21 protein-coding genes and 1 pseudogene are annotated in these 21814 nt (G+C 68.0%); 11 read left to right on the forward strand and 11 right to left on the reverse strand.

The features are described from left to right. From ftsY to A5706_RS29685, 4 genes are all read left to right on the forward strand, one after another. On the forward strand, positions 1 to 1012 hold a 1012-nt coding region (ftsY, locus tag A5706_RS29670; RefSeq protein WP_068139472.1), incomplete at its 5' end, for a signal recognition particle-docking protein FtsY. A gap of 187 nt (positions 1013 to 1199) precedes the next feature. Further along, a complete protein-coding gene (locus A5706_RS29675; RefSeq protein ID WP_068101999.1) occupies positions 1200 to 2582 on the forward strand; it encodes an ammonium transporter in 1383 nt (460 codons plus the stop codon). Continuing rightward, positions 2579 to 2917, forward strand: a complete 339-nt coding sequence (glnB, locus tag A5706_RS29680) for a nitrogen regulatory protein P-II (RefSeq protein WP_068101997.1) — start codon at positions 2579 to 2581, stop codon at positions 2915 to 2917. Before A5706_RS29675 ends, glnB begins: the two co-directional genes overlap by 4 nt. 45 nt (positions 2918 to 2962) lie before the next feature. Further along, on the forward strand, positions 2963 to 5398 hold the full coding sequence (locus A5706_RS29685) for a [protein-PII] uridylyltransferase (RefSeq protein WP_082964731.1): 2436 nt from the start codon (positions 2963 to 2965) through the stop codon (positions 5396 to 5398). 10 nt (positions 5399 to 5408) lie between these two features. Here the strand turns inward: A5706_RS29685 and A5706_RS29690 are convergent, their stop codons facing one another. Then, on the reverse strand, positions 5409 to 6782 hold the full coding sequence (locus tag A5706_RS29690) for an HNH endonuclease signature motif containing protein (RefSeq protein WP_082964733.1): 1374 nt from the start codon (positions 6780 to 6782) through the stop codon (positions 5409 to 5411). Positions 6783 to 6880: 98 nt separating this feature from the next. Here A5706_RS29690 and A5706_RS29695 point away from each other — a divergent pair, with 98 nt between their 5' ends. Continuing rightward, on the forward strand, positions 6881 to 7258 hold the full coding sequence (locus tag A5706_RS29695; RefSeq protein WP_068139479.1) for a hypothetical protein: 378 nt from the start codon (positions 6881 to 6883) through the stop codon (positions 7256 to 7258). Positions 7259 to 7262: 4 nt separating this feature from the next. On the opposite strand, the gene A5706_RS29700 is transcribed toward A5706_RS29695, so the two are convergent. Genes A5706_RS29700 through A5706_RS29745 form a run of 10 tightly spaced genes read right to left on the reverse strand, consistent with a single transcriptional unit; the run spans position 7263 to position 16819 of the window. After that, the gene (locus tag A5706_RS29700) at positions 7263 to 8003 is read right to left on the reverse strand and encodes a hypothetical protein (protein ID WP_068139517.1); all 741 of its coding nucleotides are present in this window, start codon (positions 8001 to 8003) and stop codon (positions 7263 to 7265) included. A gap of 43 nt (positions 8004 to 8046) precedes the next feature. After that, on the reverse strand, positions 8047 to 8775 hold the full coding sequence (locus tag A5706_RS29705; RefSeq protein ID WP_068139482.1) for a hypothetical protein: 729 nt from the start codon (positions 8773 to 8775) through the stop codon (positions 8047 to 8049). 16 nt (positions 8776 to 8791) lie between these two features. Beyond that, complete coding sequence (locus A5706_RS29710; protein WP_068139485.1) at positions 8792 to 9757, reverse strand: MlaD family protein; 966 nt, start codon at positions 9755 to 9757, stop codon at positions 8792 to 8794. After that, complete coding sequence (locus tag A5706_RS29715; protein ID WP_068139488.1) at positions 9754 to 10815, reverse strand: MlaD family protein; 1062 nt, start codon at positions 10813 to 10815, stop codon at positions 9754 to 9756. Before A5706_RS29715 ends, A5706_RS29710 begins: the two co-directional genes overlap by 4 nt. Further along, on the reverse strand, positions 10812 to 11969 hold the full coding sequence (locus A5706_RS29720; RefSeq protein WP_068139491.1) for an MCE family protein: 1158 nt from the start codon (positions 11967 to 11969) through the stop codon (positions 10812 to 10814). Before A5706_RS29720 ends, A5706_RS29715 begins: the two co-directional genes overlap by 4 nt. Before the next feature lies 1 nt (position 11970). Next, positions 11971 to 12993 carry an MlaD family protein gene (locus A5706_RS29725; RefSeq protein ID WP_068139493.1) on the reverse strand — a complete coding sequence of 341 codons (1023 nt, stop codon included), beginning with the start codon at positions 12991 to 12993 and terminating at the stop codon, positions 11971 to 11973. Beyond that, complete coding sequence (locus A5706_RS29730) at positions 12993 to 14003, reverse strand: MlaD family protein (RefSeq protein WP_068139497.1); 1011 nt, start codon at positions 14001 to 14003, stop codon at positions 12993 to 12995. Before A5706_RS29730 ends, A5706_RS29725 begins: the two co-directional genes overlap by 1 nt. Beyond that, complete coding sequence (locus A5706_RS29735) at positions 14000 to 15052, reverse strand: MlaD family protein (protein ID WP_068139501.1); 1053 nt, start codon at positions 15050 to 15052, stop codon at positions 14000 to 14002. The genes A5706_RS29730 and A5706_RS29735 overlap by 4 nt, the downstream gene beginning before the upstream one ends. 3 nt (positions 15053 to 15055) lie before the next feature. Next, a complete protein-coding gene (locus tag A5706_RS29740) occupies positions 15056 to 15916 on the reverse strand; it encodes an ABC transporter permease (protein WP_068139504.1) in 861 nt (286 codons plus the stop codon). Between the two features lie 9 nt (positions 15917 to 15925). Continuing rightward, the gene (locus A5706_RS29745) at positions 15926 to 16819 is read right to left on the reverse strand and encodes an MlaE family ABC transporter permease (protein WP_369831974.1); all 894 of its coding nucleotides are present in this window, start codon (positions 16817 to 16819) and stop codon (positions 15926 to 15928) included. Between the two features lie 446 nt (positions 16820 to 17265). Between A5706_RS29745 and A5706_RS29750 the strand changes: the two genes are divergently transcribed. The 6 genes and pseudogenes from A5706_RS29750 to A5706_RS29775 all read left to right on the forward strand — a co-directional run. Beyond that, the gene (locus A5706_RS29750) at positions 17266 to 18219 is read left to right on the forward strand and encodes a DUF4129 domain-containing protein (RefSeq protein ID WP_231985468.1); all 954 of its coding nucleotides are present in this window, start codon (positions 17266 to 17268) and stop codon (positions 18217 to 18219) included. After that, positions 18216 to 18698: a hypothetical protein gene (locus A5706_RS29755; RefSeq protein ID WP_068139507.1), complete on the forward strand. Its 483-nt coding sequence runs from the start codon at positions 18216 to 18218 to the stop codon at positions 18696 to 18698. Before A5706_RS29750 ends, A5706_RS29755 begins: the two co-directional genes overlap by 4 nt. After that, positions 18695 to 19663: a MoxR family ATPase gene (locus tag A5706_RS29760; RefSeq protein ID WP_068139510.1), complete on the forward strand. Its 969-nt coding sequence runs from the start codon at positions 18695 to 18697 to the stop codon at positions 19661 to 19663. Before A5706_RS29755 ends, A5706_RS29760 begins: the two co-directional genes overlap by 4 nt. Positions 19664 to 19668: 5 nt before the next feature. Beyond that, on the forward strand, positions 19669 to 20928 hold the full coding sequence (locus A5706_RS29765; RefSeq protein WP_068139512.1) for a DUF58 domain-containing protein: 1260 nt from the start codon (positions 19669 to 19671) through the stop codon (positions 20926 to 20928). Next, complete coding sequence (locus A5706_RS29770) at positions 20925 to 21365, forward strand: hypothetical protein (RefSeq protein WP_068139515.1); 441 nt, start codon at positions 20925 to 20927, stop codon at positions 21363 to 21365. Before A5706_RS29765 ends, A5706_RS29770 begins: the two co-directional genes overlap by 4 nt. A 99-nt stretch (positions 21366 to 21464) precedes the next feature. Beyond that, positions 21465 to 21814: pseudogene (locus A5706_RS29775) on the forward strand (proton-conducting transporter membrane subunit); the annotation flags it as partial.

Raw genomic sequence — 21814 nt, forward strand, 5'->3', positions numbered from 1 at the left:
GCCCGAGGCCGCCCTGCCGCCCGAGGCCCCTCCGGCGCCCGAGGCCCCGCCGGCCCCTCCCGCGCCCGAAGCGGCCGAGATCGAGGCCATCGCCCCGCCCGAAGGCCGGCTGGAACGACTCCGCGGAAGGCTGGCGCGCTCGCAGACCGCGCTCGGGCGCAGCGTGCTCGGCCTCATCGGCGGCGGCGACCTGGACGAGGAATCCTGGCAGGACGTCGAGGACACGTTGCTGGTCGCCGACCTCGGCCCGGTCGTCACCGAGTCGGTGATCACGCAGCTGCGCAGCCGGCTGGCCAGCGGCAGCGTGCGCACCGAGGCCGACGCGAAGGCGGTGCTGCGCGACGTCCTGATCAACGAGCTGCAGCCCGACATGGACCGCTCGATTCGCGCCCTGCCGCACGCCGACCATCCCTCGGTGCTGCTGGTCGTCGGCGTCAACGGCACGGGGAAGACCACCACCGTCGGCAAGCTCGCGCGGGTGCTGGTGGCCGACGGGCGGCGCGTCGTGTTGGGCGCGGCCGACACGTTCCGGGCGGCGGCCGCCGATCAGCTGCAAACCTGGGCCTCGCGGGTGGGCGCGGACGTGGTGCGCGGCGCCGAGGGCGCCGATCCGGCGTCGGTGGCTTACGACGCGGTCGACAAGGGCATCGCGGCCGGCGCCGACGTCGTCGTCATCGACACCGCCGGGCGACTGCACACCAAGGTCGGGCTGATGGACGAGCTCGACAAGGTCAAGCGCGTGGTGACCCGGCGGGCCGCGGTCGACGAGGTGCTGCTGGTGCTCGACGCCACCATCGGCCAGAACGGGCTGGCCCAGGCTCGCGTCTTCGCCGACGTCGTCGACATCACCGGCGCGGTGCTGACCAAGCTGGACGGAACGGCCAAGGGCGGCATTGTTTTCCGCGTTCAACAGGAACTAGGGGTGCCGGTGAAGCTGGTCGGGCTGGGCGAAGGCCCCGACGACTTGGCGCCGTTCGAGCCCGCCGCTTTCGTGGACGCCCTGCTCGGCTGAGACCGCTTACACGCCAAGCACGACGTTAATACCGCCGAAACACGGCGGCACCATCGCCGAAACAACAATTGCGCATGGTTCTCGCAGGCCACAGACGGACGTCTGACGGCCTTTCCTGTGCAACCGGAGGTGATAGCGCGTGGCATTCCCGCAATTGGGCCAACCCGATACGGGCGATACCGCCTGGATGTTGGCGAGTTCCGCTCTGGTGCTGTTAATGACGCCGGGCCTTGCCTTCTTCTATGGGGGCATGGTCCGTACCCGCAGCGTGCTCAACATGATCATGATGAGCATCAGCGCGATGGGCGTGGTGACCGTGCTGTGGGTGCTTTACGGCTACTCGATGTCGTTCGGCAACAGCAAGGGCGGCGTCGTAGGCAGCCCCGGCGACTACTGGGGGCTGAAGGGCCTCATCGGTGGCAATGCCGTCAAAGCCGACCCGAGCAAGGCGCAGGCGGCCGTTGACATCCCGCTAGCCGGCACCATGCCGGCCACGGTGTTCGTCGCCTTCCAGCTGATGTTCGCGATCATCACCGTCGCCCTGATCTCGGGCGCGGTGGCGGACCGGCTGAAGTTCACCGCGTGGCTGGTGTTCGCCGGGCTGTGGGCGACGCTGGTGTACTTCCCGGTGGCGCACTGGGTGTTCGCGGCCGACGGCTTCGCTTCCGAGCACGGCGGCTGGATCAACAACAAGCTGCATGCGATCGACTTCGCAGGTGGAACGGCGGTCCATATCAACTCCGGTGCGGCGGGCTTGGCGCTGGCGATCGTCCTGGGTAAGCGCAAGGGCTGGCCCACGACGCTGTTCCGCCCGCACAACCTGCCGTTCGTCATGCTGGGCGCCGGGTTGCTGTGGTTCGGCTGGTTCGGGTTCAACGCCGGATCGGCGACCAGCTCCAACGGCTCCGCCGGGTCGACCTTCATGACGACGACGATCGCAACCGCGACGGCCATGCTGGCCTGGCTCCTGGTCGAGCGCATCCGGGACGGGCATCCCACCACGCTGGGCGCGGCCTCGGGCATCGTCGCCGGGCTGGTGGCCATCACGCCGTCCTGCTCGTCGGTCAACGTGCTCGGTGCGCTGGTGATCGGCTTCGTCGGCGGTGCGGTGTGCGCGCTGGCGGTGGGGCTGAAGTTCAGGTTCGGCTTCGACGACTCGCTGGACGTGGTCGGTGTCCACATGATCGGCGGTTTGACGGGCACGCTTCTGGTCGGCCTGGTCGCGGCCCCGGAGAGCACGGCTATCAACGGCGTGACCGGCGTTTCGAAGGGCCTCTTCTACGGTGGTGGCTGGTCACAACTCGAGCGGCAGGCGGTCGGCGCGTTCAGCGTCCTCTTCTACTCGTTCCTCGTGACGCTTGTCCTGGCGCTTATCCTGAAATACACCATCGGGATTAGGCTGAGTCCGGAAGCCGAGGCTGGCGGCATCGATGAGTCGGAGCACGCAGAAACCGCTTACGAGTTCGCAGTTATCGGGGCCTCGTCCATTCCGCACCGGATCGGCGGCGCGGAGGAAAGCCCCAACGGACAGGACGACGCAGTCAAGAAAGTGGAGGCAGAGACTTCATGAAGCTGGTCACCGCTATCGTAAAGCCGTTCACGCTCGACGACGTCAAGACCGCCCTCGAGGAGGCGGGCGTCCTGGGGATGACCGTTAGCGAAATCCAGGGCTACGGACGGCAGAAGGGCCACACGGAGGTCTACCGGGGTGCCGAGTACTCGGTCGACTTCGTGCCGAAGGTGCGGATCGAGGTCGTCATCGACGACTCCATCGTCGACAAGGTCGTGGACAGCATCGTCCGGGCGGCCCGCACCGGCAAGATCGGAGACGGCAAAGTCTGGGTGAGCCCCGTGGAAACCATCGTGCGGGTGCGCACGGGTGAACGCGGGACCGATGCCCTCTGACCTTGACCGTAGCTTGCTGATTCAGGCCGGACGGGCCGGGAGGGTATGAAAGAGGACCCACCCGGCCCGTCCGGGTCATCTGGACCGGGCACGGAAAATGGCCGCGGCGCAAGCGATTTGGTAGCCGCGCGGCGTCGTTTGCTGTCGGATGGTCGCGGGCTGGCGGCCGCCGAGTTGCGGCACGCGTGGCAGGATCTGCACGAGTCGTGGCTGACGGCCAAGGCGGACGAGTTAGGCATCACCGACGGCAGTGGCTTCGCAATCGTCGGGATCGGCGGGCTGGGACGCCACGAGCTGCTGCCGTATTCCGATCTGGACTTGATGTTGTTGCACGACAACAAGTCCGACGACGTGCTGCAGCGAGTCGCCGACAAGCTGTGGTATCCGTTGTGGGACGCCAACGTTCGGCTCGACCACAGCGTGCGAACGGTTTCCGGCGCGCTCGGCGTCGCCAACACCGACATGATCGCCGCCCTGGGCATGCTCGATGCCCGCCACATCGCCGGCGATGCTCGGCTGTCCGAGGAATTGATCGCGGGCGCAAGAAGGCAGTGGCGCAGCGCAATTCGCTCCCGAATGGGCGAGCTGGTCGAAATGACCCAAGCCCGTTGGCAGCGCTGCGGCCGGATTTCGCAGCGCGCCGAGCCGGACCTCAAATCCGGTCGCGGCGGCCTGCGCGACGTGCAATTGCTTGACGCCCTCGGGGTGGCCCAGCTCATCGACCGTCACGGCATGGCCCGCCCGGAAACGCCGGGCGGTTCGCTCGACGAGGCCTATCTGACGCTCCTCGACGTGCGCACCGAGCTGCACCGGGTCTCCGGGCGCGGGCGCGATCAGCTGCTGGCCCAGTACGCCGACGAGATCAGCGCCGCCCTGCATATCGGTGACCGATTCGACTTGTCCCGCAAGCTTTCCGACGCCGGGCGGACCATCGCCTACCACTCCGAGACGGGGCTGCGGACCGCGGAAAACGCGTTGCCGCGCCGTGGCGTGTCGGCCCTGGTGCGCCGGCCCAGGCGGCGCCCGCTGGACGAGGGCGTCGTCGAGTATGCGGGCGAGATCGTGCTCGCCCGCGACGCCGCACCGGAAACCGACGCCGGGCTGGTGCTGCGGGTGGCCGCCGCGTCGGCGGACACCGGGTTGCCGATCGGCGCCGCCACGCTCAGTCGCCTGGCCGCCGCCGCGCCCGAGATGCCAATCCCTTGGCCCAGCACGGCGTTGGACGATCTGCTGGTCGTGCTCTCGGCGGGGCCCACCGCGGTGGCGACGGTCGAGGCGCTCGACCGCACCGGGCTGTGGGAGCGGCTGTTGCCGGAATGGGCTGCGATCCGCGACCTTCCGCCGCGCGACGTCGCGCACAAGTGGACGGTGGACCGTCACGTCATCGAGACCACCGTGAACGCGGCGCCGCTGGCGACCCGCGTGGCACGGCCCGACCTGCTCGCGCTGGGCGCGCTGCTGCACGACATCGGGAAGGGCAGGGGAGTCGACCACAGCGTGCTCGGCGCCGAAATGGCCCTCGAAATCGCGCCGCGGCTGGGGGTGGCGGCCAAGGATGCCGAGTTCCTGTCGAAGCTGGTTCGCCACCACCTGCTGCTGCCGGTGGCGGCGACCCGAAACGACCTCAACGACCCCAAGACGATCGAGGTCGTGTCCGAGGCGCTGGACGGGGATCCGCTCCTACTGGAGGTGTTGCACGCGCTGACCGAGGCGGACTCGAAGGCGACCGGCCCCGGGGTGTGGAGCGACTGGAAGGCGTCGCTGATCGAGGAGCTGGTGCGCCGCTGCCGGCTGGTGATGGCGGGCGAGCCGCTGCCGCAGGCGGAACCGACTGCGCCGCAATATCTTTCGCTGGCCGCCGACCACGGCGTGCATGTGCAGCTCGAGGCCGCCGGCGGCGAGCGGTTGAACCTGGTGATGATCGCGCCCGATCAGCGCGGGTTGGTGTCGAACGCCGCAGCGGTGCTCGCCTTGAACTCGTTGCGCATCCATTCGGCATCGGTCAACACGCACGAGGGTGTGGCGATCATCGAATTCGTGGTGTCGCCGCTGTTCGGTTCGCCGCCCGAAGCCGGCCTGCTGCGCCAGCAGTTCACCAACGCGCTCAACGGCGACGTCGACGTCCTGGGCACGCTGGAGAAACGCGATACCGACGCCGCCAGCGCGGCGACCGAGCGGGCCGGCGAGATCCAGGTCGGGGTTCCCGTCGTGCGGTCGACCGCCCCGCCGCACGTCCAGTGGCTCGACCCCGCGGCGTCCGGCCAGCCCCTCGTCGAGGTCCGCGCCATGGATCGATTGGGACTGCTCGCGCTGCTGGCCCGGGCCCTGGAACGCGCGGGCGCCGACATCCGTTGGGCCAAGGTTCACACGTTCGGGTCGACGGCGGCCGACGTGTTCTGCGTGGAGCTGCCCGACGAGCCCGACGCGCAGGCGGCGGTGGAGAAGCAGCTGATGGCGGTGCTGGGCGGCCTGGAGGCCTAAGCACCGCCTCTCACTGTTCGTTTTCGTCGGGTGGGTCGGGGTCTTGGTTGAGGAGTTCGTCGGGGTGGTGGGCGTGGTTGATGTCGGGGGGGCTGGTGCCGTCGGTCCAGGCGAGGCGTCCGGTGTCGGTGACTTGGGTGTGGTAGTCGCCGTTGGTGGCGCCGGCGTGGTCGGGGCCGCAGGCGAAGAAGAGTTTGTCGGCGTCGGTTTGTCCGCCGTGGGCCCAGTCGGGGGCGTGGTGGACTTCGCAGCGGTCGCCGGGGACGAGGCAGTGGGGGCGGGTGCAGCCGCGGTCGCGGGCGTAGCAGATCAGGCGTTGGTCGGTGGTGGCGAGGCGTTTTTGGCGGCCGAGGTAGAGCGGGCGGTTGGTGTGGTCGTCGAAGACGGCCAGGTAGTGAATCGCCTGGGACGCCAGGCGGATCAGATCCGACATCGGTAGCCGGGAGCCGCCGCCGGTGCGCGCCGGGGCGGGCATCGGGATGGCGGGGTCGGCGGCGGCGTGGGCGGCTTGGTTGATTTCGCCCAGGGTGGTGGTGATCACCACGGTGACCGGATGCCCGCGGTGGGTGCCGAGGTTCCCGGAGCCGATCGCGGTTTGCAGCGCGAGTTTGAGGGCGTCGTGGCCACGCTGGGCGGCGCTGCGGGTGTCGCGTTCGTCGGGCGGGGTGGTGTCGGGTTGGTGGCGCCCGGGGCGCACCGCGGCCTCGATGGCCTCGAAGTAGGCGCGGGCCTCGGGATCGAGCAGCCCGGAGAGCCGCGACATGCCGTCGGGTCCTTGCGGGCCCAGCCGCAAAGAGCGTCGTCGGGCCCGGTCTTCGTCGGTGAAGTTCCCGTCGGGGTTGAGGTAGTCGGCGATGCGCTGCCCCAACCGGGCCACCACTCCGGAGTCCAGTTTGGTGGCGTGTTCGACCAGGACGCGTTCGGCTTCGGCGACGTCGGCCGGGGCCACGGCGGCGGGCAGCACGTCGAGGGCGTGACAGATCACGCGGAGATGGTCCTCCCCAATTGCGCCCCCTTCCACCGCGGCCGCTACCTCGGAAAGCTCGGGCGGCAGGGGTGGTCCGGTCAGCGAGCGCCGCGGGCGGATCCGGGCCGCCACCCGAAACCGGCGCGTCAGCTCCCCGGGGGTGATCCGCAGCCGCGCGCACACCCGGCCCCGCAGCCCCGGGGTGGATTCGGCGCCGTCGGGCGGCTCGGCGATCTCACCGAACACCCGATACATCAACCCCCGGTTGGTCCGCTGCTGGGTTTCCAGCCGCTCGGCCACCTCCACCCGAAAGTCGTTGCCCACCAGATCCGACGAGGTGCCCCGCAGCACATCGTGCGCGGCGTCGATCGCGTCCAGAGCGGCGCTGATCCGCTCTAGTGCCGCCTCGGCGCTGATGAATCCCACACCTCGAATCTATCGAACAAGTGTGCGAATCAGGCCGGCCGAACACCAATCTGTGGATAAAACCGCAACTGTGGACAAAGGTAGGGTCAATGCCCGAACGCTTGAGACGAATTCTGCCCGTACCGCTCGTGGTCGCCGCGGTCACGACGTGCCCGACGGCATCGGCCGCCGGTGACTGGGAGTGCAGCATTGTCCTGCCGGTGGCCGACCGACTCGAGAACGTCCTCGACCTCGTAACCCCTTCCGGGACACCGCCTTACGTGGCGGGCCAGATCAGAAACGCCCTGTCACCACTGAACGGCTTGCGTGATCCCGCCGCGGTCGACCTCCGGCTTCGATCGGACATGCTGGCGGCGCAGATCGACGCCAGCGACCCCTACCGACCGGCGAGCCCGGAACTACTCGCCGGCGATCTCGTCCAGGCACGACAACAGCTGGCGGTGTCCCGCGCGGCGTGCGCACCTTGAAACGTTATTGCTGCCCGCGGCGCCAGCGTCGGATGTCAAGGCGCTCGGCGCCCGGCCAGATGGCCATGGCGGCCGGCGACGCGCAGAACGTTTCCTCGGCCTGGCGCAGGCTCATGTCGACCGCATGTAGGCCGTCTTCCTGGTGGGCGCGGCAGACGACGGTCAGGACCCGGTGGGTGTCGGGGTCGACCTGCTCGGCCTCGATGGTCAACACCACGACCAGCGTGTAGCCCGCTCCCGTCGGCAGGTAGAAGGTCAGGTCTCGGCTGTCCAGCGCGCCGGCGTTGGTCACCAGGTAGCCGTCGCCGCTGGGATACGCGGCCTGCGCGACCATCTGAGTGCGTTCGAAATGCAGGCGGTCGTCCGGTGCCCGCCACACCGTGAACCGGGTATTCGGGCTGCCGTTGAACGGGTGTCGCGCGATCGGGATGATCAGCTCGTCGCGCCCGTCGCCGTCGATGTCCTCCAACCCGACGCCGCCCGGACTGGACGGCTCCAACAGCTCATCGATCGTCTGCACCACCTCGCCCGACGCGTCGGTCACGACGACCTTGACCGCGCGCGGCCCGGGCAGCTCGGGCACGGTCCAATAGGTGACCGCGAAATCGAAGGGGCCGGAATGCATTCGGCAGTCTGTGTGCGGCGACACTGCGCTCGGCGCGATGACCGCGGCAGTCTGCGGGCACGAAGGCAACGACGTGTCGGCGGACGCGGTCGGGCACACGGTGCCAGTGGTCGCCATCATCACGATCGCGCCCAGCTGGGCCAGCCGCCGCACGGGTGCGCGCCTACCGTTTCGGAGCCGGCTTAGCCGGAGCCGGAGCCGGGGCCGGAGCGGGGGCGGCCGGGGGAGGCGGCTCGGGCGCCGGGAGCTGCTGCTCGATCGGCGGGCGGGCGCCGGCCTTGGGGCCGATATCGGCGACCTGCCAGGCGTTGCCCACCCTGTTCACCGTGACCTGCAGCAGGATGATCGACACCTTCGGCGTCGGGTTTTGCAGATTGCGGGTGGTCTGATGGGCCGACACCACCACCTGGTAGACCCCACCGGGCTGAGCCACCGGGTCCGTGGCCAGCACCTCACCGGTGGAGGTGACCTGCGCCTGCAGCATGATGCTCTTCAGCAAGTCGGAGGCGTTGACGTATTTGTCCTTAAGTTGTTGCGACACACCGTCTTCGACCGAACGGAAGAAGGCGTCGGGGTCTTCGAAGCTGTAGGTCAGCGACTTCAGCGCATACTCCTTGGCCAGCTGTGCCGCGGCGTCGCGGTCGGCCTGCTGCTGACGCAGCTGCGCGAGCTGGCCGGTCACCTGGTGGTATTTGATGAACCCGAACACGCCGCCGGCGAGCACCGCCGCCGAGACAACGGCCACCGCCCATCGCCTCGAGATCCTCGGCCGGAACCTTGACAATCGTCGGGGCGGCTCGTCGGCCTCGACGGTGTCCTCGGCGCCGTCGTCGGGCGCCGTCGGCTCGGTGTCGTCCACGGCTTCATCTTTGTCGACAATTGATTTGGTCATGCCCGTTCTTTCTTGATCATTGGTGCCACGCGGGGACGTTCAGTTGAACCCGCATGCCGCCGGTGTCGTTGAAGGTCGATTCCCAGAAGTCGAGCCAATGCCCGGCGTCGACCTTGACGTCGTGAAGCGGTGCGAGGGCGGGTTCCAGCACGGTGGCAAAGGTGCTCAGCGGACCGGCCAGCATGTCGATGTACTGGCTCATCTTGCCCACCAAGATGCCGGCCGGGTCGTTGGGGCCCACCACGCCGACGCCGCTGTGCGAAAGGGTTTCGAATTCGTGGACCATCCGCACGAATGCCGGCACCGAACGCGGCAGCAGTTTCCCCGTCTCGCTGATCACCTCGCCGGCGTTGATGTCACCCAGGTTGGTGGTCATCGTCGAGACGTTCTCGAACAGGGTGGCCATCAACTGCTTGTCGTCGTGGATCACCTTGGCCGTCAACCCCGCCGTGGTGGCAAGGGAATCGAGGGTGGCGTCGTTGCCGGCGAACGCGGCGGCGACGTTGCTGATGATGGTGTGTACCTGGTCGAGGTTGAGCGCCGAGACCAGGGCGTTGACCTTGGTGAGCAAGTCGGCGCCGGTAACCATCGGCGCGACGCGGTCCGGCGGGATCACCGCCCCGTCGGCGAAGTACGGCGGCGCAATGAGTTTCGGTTTGAAGTCGATGTACTGCTCACCGGCCGCGGAGAGGTTTTCCACGCTGATCGGGCTGTCGGCGGGCACCGGGTGTTCGCGGTCGATGTCGATCGAGACCGCCAGCCCGGTCGCCGTGGTCTGGATGCCGGTCACCCGCCCGACCTTGATGCCGCGCATCGTGACTTCCGATGTGGGCATCAGGCCGCCGGAAGTATTGAGCAGCAAGGTGAGTCGGGTGACCTGTTTCGTCGGGCCGATGTCGAGCACGCCGATCGACATGTAGGCCGCGCCGAGCAGCGTCATCACCGCCAGGATGGCCAGCGTGACGCGGGCGTTGAACTTCATGGCAGCATTCCCATCGTCTGCATCGCCGAGACCGCCGCATCAGCCTTGTCGGCGGGATCGACGCCCTCGTGGCCGGTGGGTGGATGAAGTTCGGAAACAATGTATTTCGGGCCGCCGTTGCGGAAAAATCCGAGAAGCTTGTAGTGCAAGAACGCGATCAGCTTGTCGGCCAGCACCGGAATGGTGGTGTCGAGGGTCGCAACGGTTCCGACCAATGGCGTGATGTAGGAGAGCATTTGCATCATGTCCCCTGCCACCGGGTTGAGGATCTGCCCGCCGAGATCACCGATTTCTCTGGAGTCCCCGACCAAGTTCACGATGGCCAGGGTGATCGCCGACAGCCCCTGGAGCTTGGGCGGCCCTTCGGTGACGAGCCGGTTGAACACCGTGGTGTTGGCGGCCACGTTGGTGGTGATGTTGTCCATGCTGGACAGGATTCCGTCGATGGTGTCCTGGTTGGCCGCCAAGTCATTCAGCACGCCGGCGACGGTCTGCTGGGCCCGCGTCAGCTCGGCGGGATCCTTGGGGAACGCGTGGTTGAGGTTCACCACGGTGCTTTGCAGCGTGCCGATCGCGCCGCCGGCCACCAGGTTCGACACCGAGCGCAACACGTCTTCGACGTTGTCGGCTGGCGCGGTGTTGCGCAATGGAATCGTGTCGCCGTCGCGCAACAGCGCCACCGAGCGGTCCCCGGATCGATCTTCGGCCCGATCCGCCGGCGGCAGCAGCGCGATGTAGATGTCCCCGAGCGGGGTGGCCTGGCGCAGTTCGGCGCGGGTGTTGGCGGGAAGCCTGCTCTCGCCGGCGATATCGACGTAGGCGACCGCCGTGGTGCCGTCGAGCTGGACGTGGTCGAGCACACCGATCTGGATCCCACCGAAGTCCACCTTGGCGCGGGCGGGCAGGTTCAGCACGCTGGAGAACTGGATCTTGACCCGGTAGGAGTGTTCGGGGCTGTAGGCGCCCGGGACCGGCAGCCGCGTCGGATCCAGCGAACACGCCGCGGTAAGGCCGATCATCAGCAGGGTCACCAGTACGCGCATCGATCGTCGGCTCATGACAGCGCGGCCCCCAGGATGAGATCGGTCAGGCCGAGGGTGACCGGATCCGACGCGGTGCCCGACGCGCAGGCCGCCGCGGCACCGGGGACATTGCGTTTCCGCAGCCCCTCGCAGACGGCGCCGGCCTGCGACGGCGAAATCGCCACCTGCGGCGGGATATACGTGACGTTGTGGGTTCCCCACGCCGGCTCGTAGATGTCGCTGATCCAGTGGCTGAACTGCGGCCACGAGTTGATCATCGCGAGGATGGCCGGGGTGTGCCGGTTCAGCATGTCCCGCAGCCAGGTGATCGCCTTGTCCAGCTTTTGGTAGAGCCGCGGCCCCCACCGGTCCAGCGCCTCGACCAGGATCGGCAGCAGGTGCGACATGTGGCTCAGGGCCGCGCCGAGGTTGTCCGAGAGGCCCTCGATCAATTCGGTGGTGGTCGGCAGCATCCGGACGAAGGAGGCGAAGCTGTCCCAGTTCTTGAGAAAGTCGGAGGTGAGGATCTCGCTGTTCTCGAACAGCTGGCGGTAGTCGGCGTCGGCCTTATACGGGTCGGCCAGCATCGTGACCAGGTTGCCGAGCGTCTGGTTGAGTCCGGGGCCGGTGCCGTCCAGCGAGCGGCTGAACGCCCGCAGGCTGTCGTTGATGGCCTGCACACCCGGCGATTTCGAGGGGTCCTGCCCGGGTTGGGGCCCCATGATCGTGTCGGCGAGCTTGCCTACGGCGGAAAAGGTTTCGCTCACACTGATCGGCGTTTTGGTGGACTTCAGCTTGATGCAGCCCGGGCCGGTGAATTTCGGGCCCCCGGTGTAGGGCTTGGTCAGTTCGATATGGCGGTCGGTGACAATCGATTGCGAGTAGGTGACGGCACCGACGTCGGCCGGCAGGTCGAGATCGGTGGGGACGGTGAAGTCAACCTCGACGTGGTCGGCCTTGTTGACGATCGCGGTCGTCGAGCCGACCTCGATACCCAGCAGTGCCACCTTGTTGCCCGGATAAAGCCCTACCGCGTCGGTGAATTCGGCGCACATCGCCCGGGTGTGGCTCGGTGAGAGGAACTTGGCGCCGATGATCGCCGCCGCCGCGACCGCCACCGCCACGGCCACCACCGCGGCGATCCCCAGTGGGGACCGAAGCCGCGAGCCGAGCGCCGAAATCCGGGCCACGTCAACAATTCCTCATGATGTTGGGCAGGCACAGGTCCTGCCCGGGCACCAGCCGGTTGTGTTTGTCGAAGACGACCCCGTTCCCGCTCAGCATCGGCCCGACGATGTTGAGGGTCTGACCCAGGTTCTCGAGCGCCTCGCCGATGCGCTCGGGATGGGCGCCCAGCGTCTCGCTGATGTCGTCGATCCCGTTGACGACCGGCGCGACCTCCCGGCCCCAAAACACCGTGATGCGGTCCATGATGCGAGCCAATTCCGATAACAGGCTGAAGAATTCGATGATGTCGACCGACCTCGAGGTGTAGGCCTGGTCGAGGATGTCGAGTTGCTCGAATAGCGTGATGAGCTGCTTACGCTCGGCGACCGTGGCTCGCAGGCCGTTGTTGACGAAGTCCAGACCGCGATGGAAGTCGGCCGTCGTCTTGCTCAACGACGCGGTCAGCGCGTTGGCCGACCGGAGCAGGTCGCGCACCGCGTCGGGATACCTGTTGGCCGCGTTGGCCACCTCGGTGAAGGTGTCGTGGATGACTTGGCCGTCGACTTGCTTGATCAGTGGCGTCGCCGCCTGGATTATGTCGTTGACCTCGAACGGCAGCGTGACGCGCTGCGGCGGAATCACCTTGCGGCCCAGTGGCAAACCGCCCTTCGGGTCGAGCGCCACATAGTGGCCGCCCAACGGGGTCAGCAGCTTGATGTCCAGGGTGGATTCCGAGCCCACCACCACCGATTGCTCGATGTCGAACTTCATCTCGACGACGGCGCCGGCGAGCCGGATGCCGGTCACCTTCCCGACCGGGATGCCGGCGATCCGAACCTGGTCGCCGGCGCGCACGCCGCCGGAGTTGGGCAGGTGCGCGGTGTAGCCGGTCTGGCCGGTGGGATTGAGGTATGCCATCGCGGTCGCGGCGAGCGCCGCAACGATGACGACGACGCCGACGATGCCGTTGCGGCGATTGCGGGCGGCGGCCGCGCGTTCGTCGAGCACGGGGCGCCGCCGTCCCGTCCCCTTGTCGCCGAACACCATTACCGGCACACCACCAAGTTCTGTTGCGCGAACGACACCTGACCGATCCCGGGCAGGGTCACTTCGCCGTGCGAGCAGCTAAACGTTGGCGTGGCTGGCTTTTCGTCGGCCAGCCAGTCCCGCATGCCCTGGATCAGCGACGGCGCGAGCGACAGGCCCGCGATGATCGTCGCGGTCTGCGGCCACATCCGGCTGAACAGGTCGTACAGCGGGACCGTGGTCCCGTCGAAGATGCGCTCGAAGTACTGCAGGAAATGGGTGGTGTTGCGCAAGACGGGCAGACCGGCTTCCATTGCCTGACTGAACTCCTCGCCCTTGGAGGCGAACTTCGTCACCACGTCGTTGAGCGTGGCGATGAGGTGGAACAGTTGTTGCGATTTGCCGCCCAGGTCCGCCGAGATCGCGCTGAGTTTGCGCAGCACGCCGGCGATGACCGCCTGCCGGTCCACGGCCAGCTTGGAAATGACGTCGAGGTCATGCAGGAACGGGCCGATGCCGTTTTCGTCGCCCTGGATCAGCCGCAGCAGGTTCTCGCCCAATTGGTTGAATTGCGCCGGGTCGAGGGTTTGGAAGATCGGCCGAAACCCGTTGAACAGCTTGGCCACATCGAACGACGGGATCGTCTGCGCCAGCGCGATGGTCCCGCCCGGCGGTAGCCGTTGGTCCGGCTTGGCCGGTTGGACGAGTTCGACGTAGCGCTGACCGAGCAGGGTTTGATAGCGCACCGCGGCGACGGTGTTGGCGAACACCGGGTGATCGTTTTGCGCGGTGAAATCGACCTTGGCGATCCGCCCGTCGAGCCGGATGGTTTCCACCTTGCCGACCTGCACGCCCGAAATGCGGACGTCGTCGCCGACGTAGAGCCCCGACACGTCGGAGAACGCGGCGGTGTAGCGGGAGACCGCCCCGGTGACCGGGGAACGCAAGGCGGTCAACACGATCAGCGTGCACACCACCGCGACCGCGGTGAAGATGGTCAGCCACACCACCGATTTGGTGACACTTCTCATCGGCCACCTCGCTGCGGCGGCGCTGGGGGTTGAGAGGGCAGGGCGGCCGTCAGTCCGGGCATCGTGTCGAGGGTGACCTCGATCTGCATGCGGACCTTGCCGTCGATGATCGGGAAAGCCGCGCTGGTGCGGTCCAGCAGACCCGAGAGCCGGTCATAGACCGGCGCCATGCTGCCCTGCATGTACGAGAGCGGTAGCAAGACGTCGGCCGTCGCGCGCATGAACGGGGCCAGCCAAGAGACGTTCTTCACGATCATCTTGTCGCTGGTGAAGAGCAGCTTTGCGGTCTGGTCCAGGATCACGTTCATGCGGTCGACCCCGTCGGGGTGCGCCAGGAACTCCATCCCGTTGAGCAGGTCATAGGCCAGGCCGATGAGGGGGATGGAGTCGCTGGCGCCGTTGACCACCGAGGCGAACACCGAAAGCGATTGCGAAAACGGCACTTTCTGGGAGTCGACGAGCATCTTGACCAGATCGAAGTACGACCGGGTGACCGGCTCGGTCAGGTCGGCGTGCCGGCGCACCACCTCGATGATGTGGTCGACGTCGGGAGAGTCCGCGATCCGGCCGAGTTTTTGGCCCTGACGCAGCAGCCCGGTGATGGAGGCCGACCGCGCGTTGGCGCCGATCAACAGCGTCTGGTTCGGCCGCAGTCGGGGGCCGGCGCCGCTGCTGACAAGTTCGACCGCCGCGAGGCCAAAAGTGTTCGACGACATGAAATTCGCCGTCGTGTCCGCAGCCAGTGCCTTCGCCTGCCGCGGCTCGAGTTCCACCGTGATTTTCTGCCTGTTGTATCCGACCGATTGCAGCGTCTTCACCGATCCGATCGTCAGGCCGCGGAACTTGACCTCCGCGCCCGGCGTCAGGCCCTCACCGATCGAATCGGCCACCACGGTCAGCGTGAACGTGTCGGCGTAGCCGCCGGTGCCCAGCTGATACAGCGCGATGCCCGCGATCCCCAGCGCTATGGCGGCGATCAGTCCACGGATCCGCAACGAGCGCGAGCTCGGCGCTCGCGCTCCCTGGTCCGCACCCGGCAGCGTTGCCATGGGCTATCCCGATATCCGAATGCCGGGGCTGTTGCCCCAGAACAACAGCGTCAGCACCATGTCCGCGGCGACCACGGTGACGATGCTGGCCCGGATGGCCCGGCCCGAGGCCCGCCCGACACCTTCGGGACCACCGCTGGCGTAGTAGCCCTGATAGCAGTGGATGGCGATGATCAGCGTCACGAAGATGGCGGCCTTGAGCACCGAGAACACCACGTCGGACGGCTGGATGAACGAGTCGAAGTAGTGGTAGTAGGTGCCCGACGACTGCCCGTGCAGCACGTTGACCACCATCGCGCACGACGCGTAGCTCAACGCGAGCGTCACCACGTACAGCGGGACGATGGTGATCATGCCCGCGATCACCCGGGTGGTGACCACGAACGGGACCGACTGAATGCCAAGGGCTTCCAGCGCGTCGATCTCCTCCGAGATCCGCATGGCGCCGATCTCCGCCGTCATGCGGCACCCGGCCTGGGCCGCGAAGCCGATCCCCGCGATCATCGGCGCCATCTCGCGGGTGTTCGCGTACGCAGAGACGAAGCCGGTCAGCGGGCCCATCCCGACCATGTCGAGCGCCCCGTACCCTTCGACCCCGACCGAACCGCCGACCGCCGCGCCCATGAACACCAGCACGCCGATGGTGCCGCCGCCGACGATCAGCGACCCGTTTCCCCAGATCATGTCGACCAGCAGGACGCCGGTCTGGTGCCGGTAGCGCTTCAGCGTGTGTGGTATCGCTCCGAGCACCTGGGCGCCGAAGGTGACCTGGTGGCCGAGGCGCTGGACGAGCGAATCGCCCCGGTTCGCGAACCATCGCGGGACCCGCAGCGGCGTGGGTACGTATCGAGCCGGCTTTGTCATCGGCGCCCGTCAGCCCACTCGCAGCGGCATCGACATCGACAGCCCCTGCGTGATCACCAGGTTGATAACGAACACCGAGACGATGCCGATCACCACGGAGGCGTTGACCGCGTCGGCCACGCCGCGGGCGCCGCCCTTGGTCTCCAGCCCTCGCTGGCAGGCCACCAGGATCACGATCACGCCGAACAGCCAGGTCTTGAGGACGGCCACCACGACGTCGTTGACGCTGGCGAAGGACGCGAACGACGCGATGTAGCTCCCCGGGGTGCCGGACTGGAAGCCGACGTTGATCGCGTAGCCCGCCGCCAGCCCCATGAAGATGATGAATGAGCACAGCACCGGCGCCACGATGACGATCGCGGCCAGCCGGGGGGTGACCAGCCGCTGCACCGGGTTGATGCCCATGACGCGCAGCGCGTCGACCTCTTCGCGAATGGTGCGGGCGCCGAGATCGGTGGCCACGGCCGAACCGGCCGCGCCGCCCAGCAGCAGCGCGGCGACGACCGGCGCACCCTGCCGGATCACCCCGAGGCCGCCGGCCGCGCCCGACACCGACGAGGCGCCGACCTGCTGGACAAAGTTGCCCACCTGCACCGCCACGATGACCCCGAACGGGATAGACACCAGCAACGCGGGTATCGCGGTGACGCTGATGATGAACCAGGCTTGGTTGATGGTGTCCCGCCAGGGGTGGCGCAACCGGATCAAATCCGTGATCAGGTACCTGAAGGACTGGGCGGCCAGGTCGAAGAAGCGGCCCAGCGTCTGCATCGAGGAATCGAGCTGGCGCAGGACGTATCGGAAGGGTTTGCCCAGTGCCGTGCCGGTTCGCGGGCCCGTAGGCGCCGCGATGGCGGCCTCCGGGACCGCCCGGCCGTCTTCCGGTTGGTCAGGCGTCTCCACCGCCCGACTGGGGGCAAGCCCGCCGTTTGTGATGGTGCCGGCGTCGGCGTCGATACAGGCGACTGCGTCGCCTTCGGTCTCAGTCGGTGGTTCAGCCGCTGTCGCGTTGTATACGGCGGTCAACGGCGGGTCCCTCCTTAATCGCTGCCACGGGTTCTCAGCCAATCAAAGATTGGGGGCTTGGTCGACGTGCGTCCAATAGTCGCACCGAGTACGCGGGTTGTACCGGCGGTAGCAAGAGTGTGACGTACGCCACAATCCGTTGAAGTTGCACACCGTGAGCGGCGGCGGTTCTGGCCCGTGGACAAAGCCGCAGCCGCGGTCCGTCCCGGGGTCGGCGGCGCGCGGCGGCACCGGCGTCGTTCCTGGCGGGATGGCCGCTTGACGTGCCAGTATGAACCAAGACAGAGCCGCAACCGCGTATGCAACCGGTCGGGTGGTGCCCCTTGCCCGTTATGAAGCCCGGTATTGACAAGCCGACGGGGCGGGTGGTTGCCCTGATCGTCCTGTTGATCTTTGCCGCCACCGCGCTGCGCGGGTACTTCCCGGCCCAAGGCCATGCGGCTCATGGCGAGCCGGGCGGCGGCCGGGCGGCCCTGCTTTTCGTCATCGCGGCCCTGAGCGGGGCGCTCGCGCTGCTGGCGATCGCGGTCATCGCGCGGTTGCGGGATCCGCGCGGGCCGGCACCCGCGCAGGCGGACCTGTCCGACTTGCTCGGTACCGGCAAGGGCCGGCCGAGCTGGCGCGTGCTGCTGATCGGACTGCTGCTGATCGTGGCCTGGCTGCTGATCGTGACCCTGCTGGTCCGCTTCCTGGTGCCGCACGGCGCCAATCCGTCGGCCCCCACCCAAGTCCCCGCGCGGCCGCCCGGGTCCGCCGACGGCTCGGCGAACCAGCCGCGCCCGGGCAATGGTTCGGGGGACACGTTCGGTGTCCTGCTGGCCGGCACGATTCCGATGATCCTGGTACTTGTAGCCGGAACGCTGATCATGGCGCGGCGGCGGTGGCGCGCGCCCAGACCGGTCCTGGCGGCCGACGATCGCATCGAATCGCCGGCACCGCAGCCGCGGTCGGAGTCGCTGGCCCGCGCCGCCGAAGTCGGACTGGCCGAGATCGGTGACCTCAACCGCGAACCCCGTGAGGCGATCATCGCGTGCTACGCGGCGATGGAACGTGAGCTCGCCCGCGTGCCCGGCGCCGCCCCGCAGGACTTCGATACGCCGACCGAGGTACTGGTCCGGGCCGTCGAACACCATGCGCTGCACGCCGAGAACGCGGAGCGGCTGGTCAACCTGTTCGAAGAGGCGCGGTTTTCCCGGCATGTGATGAGCGAGGGGCATCGCGAGGTGGCGGTCGACGTTCTGCGGCTGGTCCTGGCCGAGTTGCGGAGCCCGGTATGAAAAGGCTTATCGTCCTTGGTGTTTGCCTCGTCGTCGGGATCGAGCTGCTGGCGTTGACGCTGCACGGCCGCCGCTTCCTGTTGGCCGCCTCCGGTGTCGGCCTGGCCCTGGTGTTGCTCAACGTTCGCCGTTACGTGGGGCGCGGCAACGAACCGGCGGCCGAGCCGGACTACGACGAGCTGGGGGATTCGTTGCGCCGCTGGCTTTCCACCACCGAGACGACGATCCGGCGGTCGGATTCCACGCGGGCGGACTGGGACCGGCATCTGCGCCCCATGCTCGCCCGGCGCTACGAAATGACCACGGGGCACAAGCAATCCAAGGACGCAGGCGCCTATCACGCCAGCGGCCGAATGCTTTTCGGCCCCGAACTGTGGGACTGGGTCAATCCGAACAACGTCACGCGCACCGGCGACCGCGAACCCGGACCCGGACGCGGGGTGCTGGAGGAGATTCTGCGAAAGTTGGAGCAAATATGACGCTGCCGGTCGCGACCACCACCGCACGCTGCGAGGCAGTCCTCGACGAAATCGAACGGGTGGTGGTGGGGAAGCGCTCGGCGCTGACGCTCATCCTGATCGCGGTGCTCGCGCGCGGCCACGTCCTGATCGAGGACCTGCCCGGCCTCGGCAAGACGCTGATCGCGCGGTCCTTCGCCGCCGCGCTGGGGCTTCGATTCACCCGGGTGCAGTTCACCCCGGACCTGCTACCCGCGGACCTGCTCGGCTCGACGATCTACGACATGCAGTCCGGCAACTTCGCGTTCCGGTCCGGACCCATCTTCACCAACCTGTTGCTTGCCGACGAGATCAACCGCACGCCGCCGAAGACCCAGGCGGCCCTGCTGGAGGCGATGGCCGAAGGCCAGGTGAGCATCGACGGCGAAACCCACAAGCTGCCAACGCCGTTCATCGTCCTGGCGACCGACAACCCGATCGAGTACGAGGGCACGTATCCGTTGCCCGAAGCGCAGCTGGACCGGTTCGCGATCCGGCTGGAACTGCGATACCTCTCGGAGCGCGACGAGACCTCGATGCTGCGCCGCCGCCTCGAGCGCGGCTCGGCCGAGCCGACGGTCAACCAGGTGGTGGACGGGCACGACCTGCTGGCGATGCGCGAATCGGTCGAGCAGGTGACCGTGCACGAGGACGTCCTGCACTACGTGGTTTCGCTGGCCACCGCCACCCGGCACCACCCGCAAGTCGCTGTGGGCGCCAGCCCGCGCGCCGAACTCGACCTGGTTCAACTCGCCCGCGCGCGGGCGTTGTTGCTCGGCCGCGATTACGTGATTCCCGAGGACGTCAAGGCGCTCGCCGTCGCGGCCGTCGCGCATCGCATCACCCTGCGGCCGGAGATGTGGGTCCGCAAGATTCAGGGGGCCGACGTGGTCGGGGAATTGCTCCGACGCCTGCCGGTACCCCGAACGAGCGGGGGACAAGGTTGACCCCAATGGGCACCGAAGTCGAGTTCCGTTGGCGCGCATCGCCGTTGACCCGCTCGATCGCGACCTGCGCCGGGGTTGCGCTGGCCGCCGCGGTGATCGGTGCGCGCTGGCAGCTGCTCGCGTTCGCCGCGCCGCTGCTGGGCGTGCTGTGTTCGATCAGCTGGCAACCCGCGGTGCCGAAGATCCGCGTGCACGGAGCGCCCGATTCGCAGCGATGCTTTGAAAGCGAACAGGCGCGGGTGCGCGTCTGGCTGACCCAAGAGGGCGATTCCGGGCGCGCGGCGGTGGAACTGACCGTGCGGCCCGTCGCGGGCATGCAGCTCGACGAGCTCGACACCGCATCGCGCCACGCGAAAACCGTTGCCGCGACGGCACAGCGCTGGGGCCGCTACCCCGTGCGGGCCCGGGTCGAGGTGCTGGCGCGGGGCGGGTTGCTGACGGGTACGGGCGCCGTCGACGCCGCCGACGTGATCGTGTTCCCGCTGACGCCCCCGCAGTCGACACCGATCCCGCAGATCGAGTTGCTCGACCGGCTGGGTGCCCACTTGACCCGCCACATCGGCCCCGGTGTGGAGTACGCCGACATCCGCCCCTACGTGCCCGGTGACCAGTTGCGGGCGGTGAACTGGCCGGTGAGCGCGCGCCGGCGCCAGCTGCACGTGACACAGCGATTGACCGATCGCGCCGCCGACGTGGTGGTGCTGATCGACACGTATCGCCAACCCGCGGGCCCGGCAACCGAAGCCACCGAACGCGTCGTGCGCGGCGCGGCACAGGTGGTGCAGACCGCCCTGCGGCACGGCGATCGTGCCGGGATCGTCGCCTTGGGCGGCAACCGCCCGCGCTGGCTGGGCGCCGACATCGGACAGCGCCAGTTCTACCGGGTGCTCGACACCGTCCTCGGCGCCGGCGACCGATTCGAAAACACCACCGGCACTTTGGCGCCCCGCGCCGCGGTGCCCGTGGGCGCGATCGTCATCGCGTTCTCCACGCTGCTCGACACGGAATTCGCGCTGGCCCTGATCGACCTGCGCAAGCGGGGCCACGTCGTGATCGCCGTCGACATCCTCGACAGCTCGCCCTTCGAAAGCCAGCAGGATCCGCTGATCGACCGGATGTGGGCGCTGCAGCGCTCGGCAATGTATCGCGACATGGCGACCGTCGGCGTCGACATCGTGGCGTGGCGGGGGGACAGCACTTTGGATCAGTCGATGGCCGTCCTGCCCGACCGCCGCCACCGCGTGCGGGGACGGCTGCGGGCATGAGCTCGATCGCGCGTCCCGCAACACTGGGCATCTCAACGGTATTCGGCGCACTCATGGTGGGGCTGGCCGCGTTCGGCTCGCACGGGCCGGCGGTCGTCGCGGGCGTGGCGGCCGCCGTCGCGGTGGGCGCCTCCGTGGTCTTCCGCCCGGCGGCGACCCTCGCCGTGCTGCTGACGGTCGCGATCATTCTGGCGTCCGATCCCTCGCTCGTCTTCGCCGCCTGGTCCGGACTGTGCGCGGTCGCCTATCTGGTGTGCCGGCACGCGGTCGGGGCGCCCGTCATGTGGAGCTGGCCGACCGCCGTTGCGGCCGTGGGGTTTATGTTCGCCGGCCTGGTCGCGTCGGCCTTCCCGCTGCAGCTGCCGTGGTTGCCGCTGGCCGCGCCGGTCGGGGTGCTGGCGATCTACGTGTTGGCCACGCGCCCGTTCGTGAGCTGACGCGGGGGATATCTAGTGCAGTAGCGACGCCGCCTGATCGGCCAGGTCGAGCAGCTGCTCCGGGAAGATCCCCAAAAGTATTGTGACGGCGGCGCATACCGCGATCGCGACCTTGCTCAGGATGCCGGGCTCGGACAGCGCTCCCCCATTGTGGGCGTGATGTTTTCGATGTTCCTGTTGGCCTTCGCCGGCATCCCGTTGACGAGCGGATTCGTCAGCAAACTCGCGGTGTTCAAGGCAGCCGCCCAGGGCGGCGCCGTGCCACTGGTCATCCTCGGCGTCGTCGCCAGTGCTGTCGCCGCGTACTTCTACGTGCGCGTCATCGTGTCGATGTTCTTCACCGAAGCGACCGACGACACCCCGCACGTGGTGGAGCCCGGCATCCTGAGCAAGGTCGCGATCGCGGTATGCGCCGCCGTCACAATACTTTTGGGGATCTTCCCGGAGCA

Source organism: Mycobacterium sp. E796, assembly GCF_001672815.1.
Classification (GTDB): domain Bacteria; phylum Actinomycetota; class Actinomycetes; order Mycobacteriales; family Mycobacteriaceae; genus Mycobacterium.